The sequence below is a fragment of the Bradyrhizobium sp. WBOS08 genome, assembly GCF_024585125.1.
Classification (GTDB): domain Bacteria; phylum Pseudomonadota; class Alphaproteobacteria; order Rhizobiales; family Xanthobacteraceae; genus Bradyrhizobium; species Bradyrhizobium japonicum_B.
This window is the reverse complement of record NZ_CP028988.1, coordinates 5,562,568-5,574,573: the sequence shown is the minus strand read 5'-3', so window position 1 is coordinate 5,574,573 and position 12,006 is coordinate 5,562,568. Positions and strand designations below refer to the sequence as shown.

13 protein-coding genes are annotated in these 12,006 nt (G+C 67.0%); 8 read left to right on the top strand and 5 right to left on the bottom strand.

The window, feature by feature from the left end; all coding sequences use genetic code 11:
• Nucleotides 1-6 precede the first annotated feature (6 nt).
• Nucleotides 7-1,509 carry an exopolyphosphatase gene (ppx, locus tag DCM80_RS26155; RefSeq protein WP_257194351.1) on the top strand — a complete coding sequence of 501 codons (1,503 nt, stop codon included), beginning with the start codon at nucleotides 7-9 and terminating at the stop codon, nucleotides 1,507-1,509.
• Nucleotides 1,510-1,525: 16 nt separating this feature from the next.
• On the opposite strand, the gene DCM80_RS26150 is transcribed toward ppx, so the two are convergent.
• From DCM80_RS26150 to DCM80_RS26140, 3 genes are read right to left on the bottom strand one after another with little or no spacing between them, the layout of a single operon-like run.
• The gene (locus DCM80_RS26150) at nucleotides 1,526-2,914 is read right to left on the bottom strand and encodes a sensor histidine kinase (RefSeq protein ID WP_257194350.1); all 1,389 of its coding nucleotides are present in this window, start codon (nucleotides 2,912-2,914) and stop codon (nucleotides 1,526-1,528) included.
• A complete protein-coding gene (locus tag DCM80_RS26145; protein ID WP_257194349.1) occupies nucleotides 2,911-3,576 on the bottom strand; it encodes a response regulator transcription factor in 666 nt (221 codons plus the stop codon). The genes DCM80_RS26150 and DCM80_RS26145 overlap by 4 nt, the downstream gene beginning before the upstream one ends.
• Nucleotides 3,576-3,902 carry a PepSY domain-containing protein gene (locus tag DCM80_RS26140; protein WP_257180353.1) on the bottom strand — a complete coding sequence of 109 codons (327 nt, stop codon included), beginning with the start codon at nucleotides 3,900-3,902 and terminating at the stop codon, nucleotides 3,576-3,578. Before DCM80_RS26140 ends, DCM80_RS26145 begins: the two co-directional genes overlap by 1 nt.
• 133 nt (nucleotides 3,903-4,035) lie before the next feature.
• On the opposite strand from DCM80_RS26140, the gene DCM80_RS26135 reads away from it, so the two are divergent.
• From DCM80_RS26135 to DCM80_RS26115, 5 genes are all read left to right on the top strand, one after another.
• Nucleotides 4,036-4,311 carry a PepSY domain-containing protein gene (locus tag DCM80_RS26135; RefSeq protein WP_257194348.1) on the top strand — a complete coding sequence of 92 codons (276 nt, stop codon included), beginning with the start codon at nucleotides 4,036-4,038 and terminating at the stop codon, nucleotides 4,309-4,311.
• A gap of 11 nt (nucleotides 4,312-4,322) precedes the next feature.
• Complete coding sequence (locus DCM80_RS26130; RefSeq protein WP_257194347.1) at nucleotides 4,323-4,886, top strand: cytochrome b/b6 domain-containing protein; 564 nt, start codon at nucleotides 4,323-4,325, stop codon at nucleotides 4,884-4,886.
• Between the two features lie 329 nt (nucleotides 4,887-5,215).
• The gene (locus DCM80_RS26125; protein ID WP_257198057.1) at nucleotides 5,216-6,250 is read left to right on the top strand and encodes an efflux RND transporter periplasmic adaptor subunit; all 1,035 of its coding nucleotides are present in this window, start codon (nucleotides 5,216-5,218) and stop codon (nucleotides 6,248-6,250) included.
• Nucleotides 6,251-9,325 (top strand): efflux RND transporter permease subunit, encoded by a 3,075-nt coding sequence (locus DCM80_RS26120; RefSeq protein WP_257194346.1) that lies wholly within the window; start codon nucleotides 6,251-6,253, stop codon nucleotides 9,323-9,325.
• Nucleotides 9,322-9,633 carry a DUF3240 family protein gene (locus tag DCM80_RS26115; protein ID WP_257194345.1) on the top strand — a complete coding sequence of 104 codons (312 nt, stop codon included), beginning with the start codon at nucleotides 9,322-9,324 and terminating at the stop codon, nucleotides 9,631-9,633. The genes DCM80_RS26120 and DCM80_RS26115 overlap by 4 nt, the downstream gene beginning before the upstream one ends.
• Before the next feature lie 9 nt (nucleotides 9,634-9,642).
• On the opposite strand, the gene DCM80_RS26110 is transcribed toward DCM80_RS26115, so the two are convergent.
• Both DCM80_RS26110 and ndk read right to left on the bottom strand, forming a co-directional pair.
• Nucleotides 9,643-10,503, bottom strand: a complete 861-nt coding sequence (locus DCM80_RS26110; RefSeq protein ID WP_257194343.1) for a TerC family protein — start codon at nucleotides 10,501-10,503, stop codon at nucleotides 9,643-9,645.
• Nucleotides 10,504-10,560: 57 nt separating this feature from the next.
• Nucleotides 10,561-10,983: a nucleoside-diphosphate kinase gene (gene ndk / locus DCM80_RS26105; RefSeq protein WP_257194342.1), complete on the bottom strand. Its 423-nt coding sequence runs from the start codon at nucleotides 10,981-10,983 to the stop codon at nucleotides 10,561-10,563.
• A gap of 311 nt (nucleotides 10,984-11,294) precedes the next feature.
• Between ndk and DCM80_RS26100 the strand changes: the two genes are divergently transcribed.
• Together DCM80_RS26100 and DCM80_RS26095 are read left to right on the top strand one after the other, a co-directional pair.
• Complete coding sequence (locus DCM80_RS26100) at nucleotides 11,295-11,549, top strand: sulfur globule protein precursor (RefSeq protein ID WP_257180360.1); 255 nt, start codon at nucleotides 11,295-11,297, stop codon at nucleotides 11,547-11,549.
• Between the two features lie 225 nt (nucleotides 11,550-11,774).
• Complete coding sequence (locus tag DCM80_RS26095) at nucleotides 11,775-11,948, top strand: hypothetical protein (RefSeq protein WP_257194341.1); 174 nt, start codon at nucleotides 11,775-11,777, stop codon at nucleotides 11,946-11,948.
• Nucleotides 11,949-12,006 lie beyond the last annotated feature (58 nt).

The following is a 12,006-nucleotide window of genomic DNA, read 5'->3' as shown; positions in this document are numbered from 1 at the left end:
TCCGACGTGAAGCGGCCGCGCAAGCGCGGCTCGAGCGTCGCGGTCATCGACATCGGCTCCAACTCGGTCCGTCTCGTCGTCTACGAGGCGCTGGCGCGGAGCCTCATTCCGATCTTCAACGAGAAGACGCTGTGCGGTCTCGGGCGCGAGGTGCAGAGTACGGGCCTGCTCGCCCCCGACGCCGTCGACAAGGCGCTGACCTCGCTCAAGCGCTTTCGCGCCTTGTGCCGCGTGATGCAGGTCGGGCGCGTGTTCGCGATCGCGACCGCAGCCTGCCGCGACGCCTCCAACGGCGCTGATTTCATCGCCAAGGCCGAACGCATCTGCGCCGTGGACATCGAGATCCTGTCGGGCCCGCGCGAGGCGCGGCTGTCGGCGCTCGGCGTGATCTCCGGTATCCATCATCCCGACGGCATCGTCGGCGACCTCGGCGGCGGCTCGCTCGAATTGATCGACGTGCGCAAGAACAGCGTGCGCAGCGGCGTGACGCTGCCGCTGGGCGGACTCGCGCTGCAGGATCTCGCGCACAAATCGCTCAAGCGTGCCGACCGCATCGTGCGCGAGGAGCTCGACGAGGTGCAGCAGCTCACGGCGGGCCGCGGCCGCACCTTCTACGCGGTCGGCGGCACCTGGCGCGCGCTCGCGCGCATTCACATCATCCAGAGCGGCTATCCGCTCCAGGTGATGCACGGCTATTCGCTGTCCGCGGCGGAAGCGCTCGACTTCTCTCGCAGGCTGCGGCGCCTCGCGGCCGCGAACATGCTCGCCGACATCGAGAGCGTCGCCGACGCCCGCCGCCCGCTCCTCACCTATGCGGCGCTCGTGCTCGAGCACATCATCCGGGTGGCGAAGCCCAAGACCATCGTGTTCTCGACCTTCGGCGTGCGCGAGGGCCTGCTGCACGAGAAGCTGGCGGAGGCGGAACGCAACAAGGACGGCCTGATCTGCGCCGCGGAGGAGCTGAATCAGCTGCTGTCGCGCTCGGCCAAGCACGCCCACGAGCTGATCGCCTGGACCGATCGCCTCGTGCGCGTGGTCAAGCTGCGCGAGACCGAGGAGGACCGGCGGCTGCGCCACACCGCCTGCCTCTTGTCCGACATCGGCTGGCGCGTGCATCCGGATCACCGCGGCGAGCAGACGCTGAGCCTCGTCGTCAACGGCAATTTCGGCGCCATCACCCACACCGAGCGCGCCTTCGTCGGCCTGTCGGTTTTCTATCGCTATGCGGGGCTCAGCGAAGAAAATCAGCCGCCGGTCACCACGCAGGAACTGCTGACGCCGGCGCAGCTCGAACGCGCGCGTCTGTTGGGCGCTGCGTTCCGCGTCGCGCATCTGATCTCGGCGGCGCGCCCGGGTGTCTTGCCCGCCACGCATTTCCGCAGCCAGGGACGTAAATTGATGCTGGTGTTCGAGCACCGCCTCGGCGACCTCGTCGCCGACCGCGTCGGCAGCCGCTTCCGCCAGCTCGCCCGCCTGATCGGCCGCACCGGATCGATCGTGCGGCGCTGACGACCGCAAGAGCGCGTCAAGCGAGCGGCTGGGGACTTCGATCAGCAGCAGCGCGGCTGCCCTCCGGCGCAACGACGGCTTTCAATCCACCGAGCTCGGACTCCGCAAGAATCAGCTGCCATCCGTAGGCACTGAGCACGTCCTGAACGATGGCGAGGCCGAGGCCGGCCCCTTCGCCTCGCTCGTCCAGCCTGACCCCGCGTTCGAGCACGCGTGAACGTTCGGCGAGTGCGATGCCCGGACCATCATCCTCGACCGTGATCGCCGCATTGGCCGCATCCGCGCCGATGCGCACCTCGCTCTTGGCGTGTCGCGCGGCGTTTTCCAGGAGATTGCCCAGCACTTCCGCCAGATCCGTGCGATCGAGCGGCACGCTCGGCTCGCCCGTGATGCAGGTCTTGAAGTGGAGCCGCTGTGCCGCAGGCGTCCGCGCCAGCGTCAGGATCAGAGACTGGACCAGCGGCCTGAGCGGCGTGGAAATGCCGCCGCGCAGGCGTGCCGTTCCCCTCGCCCGCGCACGCGCCAGCTCGCGGTCGACGTGACGGCTCATTGTCTCGCCGACGGCTTCGATCGCCTGCGCGACCTCCTGCTCACCGCGCTGACGCAAGAGCGCGACATCGGCAGCGAGCGCGGCAAGTGGCGTCTTCAGCCCGTGCGCCAGGTCGGCGGCGCGGCGGCGCGACCGCTCGATTTCGCCTTCCTGGGCGTCGATCAGGCTGTTGACCTCCTCCACCAGCGGCTTCACCTCAGTCGGGACCTCGACGGGGAGATGCTTGCGCTGCCCGGAGCGAACGTCCGCGACGCCGCGGCGAAGTGCGTCGAGCGGACGAAGGCCGAGGCCGACCTGGATCGAGGTGGCCGCCGCCAGCACCAGCCCGAGCACGCCAAGCGCCAGCGTCAGGTCCTTGGCGAAATGCGAGGCGGCGGCCGAGACGCGGGCGAGATCGACCGCCACCGCGACGCGCACCGGCGCACGGCGGTCGCCCAAGGTGAGCAGCACGCGGCGTTCACTGACCAGGAGCTGTGCGTTTGCAGGTCCGGGGATGACGTGACGGTGCAATTCGCCAGGCGACGGCTCATCCCGCGGCAGGTCCAACGCCGTGTCCCACAGCGAACGTGAACGCAGCACCTGTCCGCCATCGTCCGATACCTGCCAGTACAAGCCCGAAAGAGGGTCGTCAAAACGAGGATCGGCGGGCGGCCGGCCCACCACCAGCCTGCCCTGCGCGTCGGCGTCGATACCGGCGACGAGTTGCTTCAGATAGACGTCGAGGTCGTCGCCGATGGTGCGCGCCACATGGCGTTCGAACAGCAACGTCAGCCCGGCGCCGGCTATCGTCAGCGCGATCAGGATGGCGACGAGTCCGCCCGCGACCAGTCGCAGCCGCAGCGAACCCCAGCTCATGGCGTGGTCTCCGGTACCAGGTAGCCGAAGCCGCGCCGGGTCTCGATCAGGTCGGCTCCGAGCTTCTTGCGCACGCGGCCGATCAGCACTTCGAGCGCATTCGACTCGTGGTCCTCGTTGTGGCCATAGACGTTTTCCTCGAGCTCCTGCTGCGACACCACGCGGCCGCGATGGTGCAGCAGAAAGGCGATCAGGCGGTATTCCAGCGGCGACAACGCGACGGGTGCGCCGCGCAGCGTCACCTTCATTTGACGCTCGTCGAGCTCGACCTCGCCGGCGACAATCCGTGGGGAGGCATGCCCTGCCGAGCGGCGCACGATCGAGCGCAGCCGCGCCAGCAATTCCTCCATCCGGAACGGCTTCGGCAGGTAGTCGTCGGCGCCCGCGTCGATGCCATCGACGCGCTCGGCCCAGCTGCCGCGCGCCGTCAGGATCAGCACCGGCATCGACCGCCCATTCGCGCGCCAGCGCTTGAGCACCGCCAGACCGTCCATGCCGGGCAGGCCGAGATCAAGCACGATCGCGCCGTAATCCTCGGTGTCACCGCGAAACCAGGCCTCCTCGCCGTTGCCGACGGTCTCGACCACGTAACCGGCCGCGCGGAGCGCCCTTCCAACATCGGCCGCGATCCGTCGGTCGTCCTCCACGAGCAGCAGGCGCATCACTTCTCCTTGATGCGTTCGATCTCGCCGCTGCGCGCGTCCACGTACGCTTCGTAGAGCCGGCCCTTGTCGTCGACGAGGCGAAACTCGTAGATCCAGCGGCCGCGCTGACGCTCTATCTCGACCCCGGCTACCTCGCCGGGCAGCTTGCCACGGAGCGCGGCGAGAATGTCGGCGAGTGACTTGATCTCGCCCGCCTCGACTGCGCGGCGAACCGCCTCGGGCGCGACTTTGTCGTGGTCGCCTGCGGCCGCAGGCAACGGCGCCAGCAGGAATCCTGCCAGCAGCGGCACCGCGAGAGATTCCAGGAAGCGCGAGGATTGCATTGGCAGAGAATGCCCCAATCAACCTGACAAATCGCTGACGTGGATCAACAGGCGGCCGTCAGGGCTGTTCGGGCAATGTCCGCTCATCGCCTCGCCGCATGACGCGGCCGGGCGCCACAAACCGGAGAGAACCATGCGCAAGATCACCATGATCGGCACCGCCGCCGCCATGCTCGCAGCCGCCACGACCGCTCACGCCGGCAGCCTCGGACGCCCCTGCACCGCGGCGCCGCAGGCCAGCTGGCTGTCGATCGAGCAATTGCAGGCCAAGATCGAAGGCCAGGGCTACAAGGTCCAGAAGGCCAAGCTCAAGAATGCCTGTGGCGAGCTCTACACGATCGACAAGTCCGGCAGCCGGGTCGAATTGTTCGTCGATCCGACCAGCGGCCAGATCGTCGGTCGGCTGTAAGGGGCCGCACCATGACCGCCATGCATGATACGGTCGTAGCCGGCGGCGCCAAGCCGCCGGCTACCGTGAAGGTCTGGGACCTTTTCGTGCGCGTGTTCCATTGGTCTCTGGCCGGGCTGTTTCTGCTCGCTTATGCGACCGGGGACGAGATCGAAAAAATCCACATCGCCGCCGGCTACACCATTGCCGGGTTGCTTGCGCTCCGGATCGTGTGGGGCTTCGTGGGACCGCGCCATGCGCGCTTCAGCGACTTCGTGCGCTCGCCGCGCGCGGTGCTCGCCTATATGCGCGACGTGGCCCTGCTCAGGGCGTCACGCTATCTCGGCCACAATCCTGCCGGCGGCGCGATGGTCGTGGCGCTGATCGTCATGCTGATCGGCACCTGCACCACCGGTTACATGATGACGACCGACAGCTTTTGGGGAGCGAAATGGGTGGAGGAGGTCCATGAGACGTTCGCCAACCTCACGATCGGCCTCGTGGTCGTCCATGTGCTTGGTGTGCTGCTGGCAAGCTTCGAGCACCGCGAAAGCTTGGTGACGGCGATGATTACGGGAAGGAAGCGTCCATCGTGAGCGAGGTCGGTTGGCCTGATGGCCCCCTTTCCGAACGGCATGAAGACAGCTTGACCTCTACGGCCATGAAGCAATCAACCGAGATCAAGCGAAACGCGCTGCGAACCGCGAGCAGCCGTCAACGATGGCTGGCCCGCTTGAGGCAAATCAACCCATCAACGCGGCGGCGGAGTAATCCAAAGCCGCCACCGATCAGCGCTTCGTTCGCCTCCGGGCGTGGGTTATTCCTGATGCGAGTCCGTCGCAAAACTCTGCCTCTCACCTCTTCCGGAGGCGTGCTCGTTCGTGCGCTCTTCGCCATTGCATTGTGCCTGCCGAGCTCCGTATCGATGGCGCAGGACGAGGTGAAGCTGAGCGATGCGCAGGCGCGCAATCTCGGCGTCCGCGTGACCCATCCGGTTGCCAGCCGGACCGATCTGACGCTGCCCTACCCCGTCCAGATCATGATCCCCACGCCGCAATTGTGGGTGGTCAGCGCACCGGTGGCGGGCATGGTCGCCAATCTCCTGGTCGGGCGCGGCGATCGCGCCACGGCCGGCCAGCCGCTGGTCACCCTGGAGAGCCCGAGCTTCGTCTCCCAGCAACGCGACTATCTGCACGCGATCGCGCAGGAGCATCTCGCCAGCCAGCAGCTCAAGCGGAACGTCGATCTGTTCGAAGGCAAGGCCGTGCCGCAACGCGTGCTGGAGGCGAGCCAGGCCGAAGCGCGCCAGGCCGCTCTCGTCGTCGCCGAGCGGCGCCAGGTGCTGCGCCTGAGCGGGATGTCGGACGATGCCATTTCCCGACTGGCCCAGGAAGCGGCGATCAGCGGCACGCTCACGGTCAACGCGCCGCAGACCGCGTCCGTGGTCGAGGTCACGGTGTCGCCGGGGCAGCGGCTCGAACAATCCGCGCCGCTGGTCAAGCTGGCGCGCCTCTCGCCGCTGTGGGCCGAGATCGCAGTCCCCGCCGCCAATATTCGGGCGATCCGCACCGGCGCGAAAGTCGAGGTCGAGGGCTATTCCACGCCCGGCAGGGTCGTGCTGGTCTCCGATACCATCGATCACGCCACCCAGACCATTCTGGTTCGCGCCGAAGTTCCCAACGACGGCGAGCTGCATCCCGGTCAGACCACCGTTGCCCGCATCGGCTTTCTCTCCGCCGGCGAAAGCGCCTTTGAGATTCCCTATGGCGGGCTGATCCGGCGGGGCGAGCAGACCTCGGTCTTCGTCGCCTTCGACGGCGGCTTCCGCCTGGTCCCGGTCAAGCTGCTCGCGGAGGATCAGGATCACGTCGTCGTGTCGGGCCTGATCACGGACCGCGATGCCATCGCGATCGGCGGCATCTCGGCGCTTCGCGGCATTCTGTCGGGACTGGGACAATAGATGCTGCGCCGCCTGGTTGCGTTCGCGTTGTCGCAGCGGCTGTTCGTGATGCTGAGCGTGCTGCTGGTGATCGGCGCCGGCGCCGTCCTCCTGCCCGGCCTGCCGATCGACGCCTTCCCCGACGTCTCGCCGGTTCAGGTGAAGATCATCATGAAGGCGCCGGGTCTCACCCCCGAAGAGGTCGAGCAGCGCATCACCGTCCCCATCGAGCTGGAGCTGCTCGGCTTGCCGAACAAGAAGGTGCTTCGTTCGACCACGAAATACGCGCTGGCCGACATCACCGTCGATTTCGAGGACGGCACCGACATCTACTGGGCGCGCAACCAGGTCTCGGAGCGCCTGTCGAACATCTCGCGCGACTTCCCGGAAGGCGTGATCGGCGGTCTGGCGCCGATCACGAGCCCCCTCGGCGAGATGTTCATGTTCACCATCGACAGCCCCGAGCTTTCGCTCGCCGAGCGCCGCACCCTGCTCGACTGGGTGATCCGCCCCGCGCTGCGGACGGTGCCCGGCGTTGCCGACGTCAATGCGCTCGGCGGCTATGTCCGCGCCTTCGAGATCGTGCCGCGCAACGATGCGCTGGCCGCGCGCGGCATCTCCTACGACCTGTTTCGCCGCGCCATCGAGGCCAACAGCCGCAACGACGGCGCCGGACGTGTGAACCAGGGCGAGGACAGCGCGCTGGTCCGGATCGAAGGCAGCATCCGTTCGATCGAGGACATCAAGGCCATCGTGGTCGACACCCGCGAGGGCGTGCCGATCCTGGTCAACGACGTCGCGACCGTCAAAGTCGGGACGCTGACGCGCTATGGCGCCGTCACGGCGAACGGCCGCGGCGAAACCGTCGAGGGGCTCGTGCTCGGCTTGCGCGGCGCCAATGCGGGTCAGCTCATCCGCGACGTGCGCGCCCGGCTCGCCGAGCTGCAAGGCACGCTGCCCAAGAGCGTCTCGATCAACGTGTTCTACGACCGCAGCCGCCTCGTCAACCGCGCCGTCGGCACCGTGGTGCGGGCGCTCGGCGAGGCCACCGTTCTCGTCATCGTTCTGCTGCTGCTGTTCCTCGGCAATTGGCGGGCTTCGCTCGTGATCGCGCTCAGCCTGCCGCTCGCCATCGTGATCTCGTTGATCATCATGCGCGTGGTGGGAATGTCGGCCAACCTGATGAGCCTCGGCGGACTTGCGATCGCGATCGGCATGCTGATCGACGCCCTGGTCGTCGTGGTCGAGAACATCGTCGGCAACCTCGGCAAGCACGAACCGGGCAAAGCTCTGCCGTTGATCCACCTGATCTACCGTTCGGTTTGCGAAGTCCTGGAGCCGGTCGCCTCGGGCGTGCTCATCATCATCATCGTGTTCGTCCCCCTGCTGACGCTGCAGGGGCTGGAGGGCAAGCTGTTCATCCCGGTCGCGCTGGCGATCATTTTCGCGCTGGCCGGCTCGCTGCTGCTGGCGCTCACAGTGATCCCGGTCGCGACCTCCTTCGTGCTCAAGTCTGCCTCGCATCGCGATCCCCTGCTGGTGCGTGCGGCCCAACGGGTCTACGCGCCGGCATTGGACTGGGCCTTGAACAACGAGCGCAAGGTGATGGCGGCGGCGCTGATCGGCCTGGTCGCGGCGGGCTTCGCCTACACCAAGCTCGGCAAGACCTTCATGCCGACGATGGACGAAGGCGACGTCATCGTCAGCGTGGAGACGCTTCCCTCCGTCAACCTCGATGAATCGCTTGCGATGAACGCGCGGCTCCAGACTGCGCTGCTGGCCGTGCCTGATATTGCCGGCATCGTCGCCCGCACCGGGTCGGACGAGCTCGGCCTCGATCCGATGGGCCCGAACCAGACCGACACGTTCCTCGTGCTCAAGCCCGCCGCCGAGCGCGCCAGCGACAACCGCGAGGACCTGCTGCAGAAGCTTCGCGAGGTGCTGAGCGGCTTTCCCGGCATCTCGCTCAGCTTCACCCAGCCCATCGACATGCGCGTGCAGGAGATGATCAGCGGTGTGCGCGGCGACGTCGCCGTCAAGATCTTCGGCCCCGACATCGCCAGGCTGAACGAGACCGCGGCAAGATTGTCGGCGATCCTCTCCAGCATCGACGGGGCCGAGGACGTCTACACCACGCTGAACGAAGGCGCCCAATATTACACGGTTGCGGTCAATCGCATGGAGGCCGGCCGCCTCGGCCTGACCGTGGATTCGATCGTCAACGCGCTGCGGACCCAGATCGAGGGCCGGACCATCGGGACCGCACTCGAGGTGGGACGCCGCACGCCGATCCTGATCCGGGGCAGCGAGACGACGCGGGAAGCACCGACCTTGCTGGCGAGCCTGCCGCTGACGCTGGCCTCGGGACAGCATGTGGCGTTGTCGCAGGTCGCTCGCATCCAGCGCGTCGACGGCCCGGTGAAGATCGACCGCGAGGACGGCGCCCGCATGAGCGTGGTGCGCGCCAACGTGCGCGGTCGCGACATGGTCGGATTCGTCGAAGCGGCGCGCGAGAAGGTAGCCACCGAGCTGCCGCTTCCGAGCGGCTACCGGCTGACCTGGGGCGGACAGTTCGAGAACCAGCAGCGCGCCGCCGCACGCCTGTCGATCGTGGTCCCCGTCGCGATCGGCCTGATCTTCGTGCTGCTGTTCACCACGTTCGGCGCCATCCGCCAGGCCTTGCTGGTGCTCGTCAACATTCCCTTTGCCCTGATCGGCGGCGTCTTCGCCCTGGTGGCGACGGGTGAATACCTGTCGGTGCCGGCCTCGGTCGGATTCATCGCGCTGCTCGGCATCGCCGTGCTCAACGGCGTCGTCCTGGTGTCCTACTTCAATCAGCTGCGCACCCACGGCCCGCCCGAGGACCGCATCGTCGTCGAAGGCGCCATGCGCAGGCTTCGGCCCGTGCTGATGACCGCCAGCATCACGGCGCTGGGCCTGATCCCGCTGCTGTTCGCTTCCGGGCCGGGATCCGAGGTGCAGCGGCCGCTCGCAATCGTCGTGATTGGAGGATTGCTGTCCTCCACCCTGCTCACCCTGATTCTCCTGCCGATCCTGTATCGCCGCTACGGCGGAACGTCGAAGGTGGCGAAATGATCGACCAACCCGTCTGCCTCACGCTGATCGTGCCGCATCGGCTCCGCGACGAGGTGTTCGACTATCTCGCCGAACAGGGCGATCTGGTTTCGGGATTCACGGCCCTTGCGGCCGCCGGTCACGGCGCGGAGGTCTTGTTGCATACCGCGGCCGAACGCGTGAAGGGCCATGCCGACCAGACCGTCGTGCAAGTGGTGTTGGCAGGGCAAGATGCCGGCCGGCTGGTCGAGCGGCTGCGGGCTTCGTTCGCCGGAACCAAGATGGTCTACTGGACGACGCCGGTGACGGAGCTCGGCACCATCGACTGAGCGGCCGGCCTACTCGGCCGACGCCCTGGCGTGGCGCTCGGAGGATTCCAGCGCGGCGGCCATCAGCTTGCGCCGGCGCCAGATGGTGCCGACCACCAGCACGACGAGGACGCCGAGCGCGGCGCAGAAATATTCGCCGCCGGCCCCGCCATGGCCGAATTGCGGCGGGATGCGCAGGGCACCGAGCATGGCGTCGAGCGAGGCGCCGAACGGACCGTCGAACAGCGCATGCAGCCCGGGCGCGACGCCGGGATCGGTCGCGATCACCTCGCCCGCGATCCAGCCGAGCAGCGCCGCGCCGGCCCAGACCAGCACCGGCAGCTTTTCGAGCAGCGCCATGATCAGCGCCGCGCCGGCGACGATCAGCGGCACGCTGATGGCAAGGCCGAGGATCAGGAGCGGCACGCTGCCATTGGCAGCGGCGGCCACCGCAATGACGTTGTCGAGACTCATGACGATGTCGGCGACCACGACGATCTGGATGGCGTGCCACAGATGCGCGGCGGCGTCGACGTCGTCCTCGTCCTCGTGCTCCGGCACCAGCAGCTTGGCCGCGATCACGATCAGCGCAAGACCGCCGATCAGCTTGAGGTACGGCAGGCCCATCAGCGTGGCAACGATGCCGGTGAAGATGATCCGCAGCATCACCGCCGCGCCGGCGCCGAAGATCATGCCCCACAGCCGGTGTCGCGGCGAGAGGCCGCGGCACGCCAGCGCAATCACCAGCGCGTTGTCGCCGGAGAGCAGGATGTTGATCCAGATGATCTTGCCGACCGCAAGCCAGAAGGTCGGCGCAGCCATCTCGTTGCGAAACTGGGTGAAGAATGCCCCGATCGTAGCGGGATCGAAGATCTGCCAGAGCCAGTCCACAATGAGTCCTTTCGCCCAGTCTTTAACTTACGGCCGATTCGACTTACGGCCGATCGATCAGCCGACGATCTCGTTGCCCGAGAAGAACTGCGCGATCTCGATCGCGGCCGTCTCCGGAGCGTCAGACCCGTGCACCGAATTCTCGCCGATCGACTTGGCGTAGAGCTTGCGGACGGTGCCCTCGGCGGCCTTGGCCGGATCGGTCGCGCCCATCACCTCGCGGTACTTGGCAATGGCGCCCTCGCCTTCCAGCACCTGCACCACGACCGGACCGGAGGTCATGAACTCGACGAGCTCGCCGAAGAACGGGCGCGCCTTGTGGACGGAATAGAAGGTCTCGGCCTGCTCCTTGGTCATGCGGATGCGCTTCTGCGCGACGACCCGCAGGCCCGCCTTTTCGATCACGGCATTGACGGCGCCGGTCAGGTTACGCGCGGTCGCGTCGGGCTTGATGATCGAGAAAGTGCGTTCGAGGGCCATGATCTGTCCTTGGGAAGAAAAGCGGTGGTTGCCAGGTTGGGGGGCTTATATCGGCGCCTTCGCCGGACGGCAAGCGAGCGTCCGGACGGCCTCGCCGGCGCCTCGCCACCGGCGGCCCGGCCGGATGCGGACATGAATTACCGACATTTCACCCAGATGAACCAAATCTGAAGCCTCCATTCAGGCTTTGGTTCGGCCTGCCGGCTTATGCTCCTTCCATCGAAACCCAATGCCTGACCATCAGGCGGACCGTTTCGGCGGCCTTTTGATCGACGCGGATGCCCCGCGCCGGCAGTTTTGAGGAGATCACCATGTTGAGGAAACTTTCGCTTGCCGCTGTCGCTGCGGTTGCGCTCGGTGCCGCGCTGGCGCCGACCTCGGCCTCCGCTCACTGGCATGGCGGCGGTCCGGGCTGGCATGGCGGTGGCGGCTGGCACGGCGGCCATCGCTGGGGCGGACCGCGCTTCTATGCCCCCGTCTCCTACGGCTATGGCGGTTGCTATGTGCGCCGGCTGGTCCCGACCCCCTGGGGACCCCGCTGGCGGCTGATCAACCGCTGCTACTGAGCCCGACAGCACCTTCCTAAAACCCCGAGGTATCTGCGCCCCCCACAGGTACCTTCCAAGAGGAGCCCCGGCGATCCCCCCGCCGGGGCTCCGCATTTTGGGCGGATGTGGCGGGCTCCATGCAATTTTGACGAGAATGGCAGCGATCCCCAAGGATTGGCGAAACCATTTTGGGGGTCAATGACTTGGTACCGTGTCTTGACTTTGAGAACACGGAACCTGGTGATGGCTGGGCATTTTGCCAATGACAGCGAACAAATCGATCGGCGCACCAGCCGATCGATTTGCGATGCCGTGGGCGAACGGCTCCAGCAGAGCCTGCGTCCCGAGCCCCGGCTCCCGACACATCTGGAGCAGCTCCTCAACGAGCTGGATCGCCGCGACCGCGACGCGCATTGAGCGGCGCGTCAAAGCCGCTGCAGAAACGGGTTGCGTTTGACGGCGGCTGCGGTGACAA

What these genes read in the sequence shown, in the direction of transcription:
- DCM80_RS26100 (WP_257180360.1), top strand. Translation starts at nt 11,295, where the DNA reads ATGTTGAGGAAACTTTCGCTTGCCGCTGTCGCTGCGGTTGCGCTCGGT.
- DCM80_RS26145 (WP_257194349.1), bottom strand. Translation starts at nt 3,576, where the DNA reads ATGCGCCTGCTGCTCGTGGAGGACGACCGACGGATCGCGGCCGATGTT.
- DCM80_RS26130 (WP_257194347.1), top strand. Translation starts at nt 4,323, where the DNA reads ATGACCGCCATGCATGATACGGTCGTAGCCGGCGGCGCCAAGCCGCCG.
- DCM80_RS26115 (WP_257194345.1), top strand. Translation starts at nt 9,322, where the DNA reads ATGATCGACCAACCCGTCTGCCTCACGCTGATCGTGCCGCATCGGCTC.
- ndk (WP_257194342.1), bottom strand. Translation starts at nt 10,983, where the DNA reads ATGGCCCTCGAACGCACTTTCTCGATCATCAAGCCCGACGCGACCGCG.
- DCM80_RS26120 (WP_257194346.1), top strand. Translation starts at nt 6,251, where the DNA reads ATGCTGCGCCGCCTGGTTGCGTTCGCGTTGTCGCAGCGGCTGTTCGTG.
- DCM80_RS26140 (WP_257180353.1), bottom strand. Translation starts at nt 3,902, where the DNA reads ATGCAATCCTCGCGCTTCCTGGAATCTCTCGCGGTGCCGCTGCTGGCA.
- DCM80_RS26150 (WP_257194350.1), bottom strand. Translation starts at nt 2,914, where the DNA reads ATGAGCTGGGGTTCGCTGCGGCTGCGACTGGTCGCGGGCGGACTCGTC.
- DCM80_RS26095 (WP_257194341.1), top strand. Translation starts at nt 11,775, where the DNA reads ATGGCTGGGCATTTTGCCAATGACAGCGAACAAATCGATCGGCGCACC.
- DCM80_RS26125 (WP_257198057.1), top strand. Translation starts at nt 5,216, where the DNA reads ATGGCGCAGGACGAGGTGAAGCTGAGCGATGCGCAGGCGCGCAATCTC.
- DCM80_RS26135 (WP_257194348.1), top strand. Translation starts at nt 4,036, where the DNA reads ATGCGCAAGATCACCATGATCGGCACCGCCGCCGCCATGCTCGCAGCC.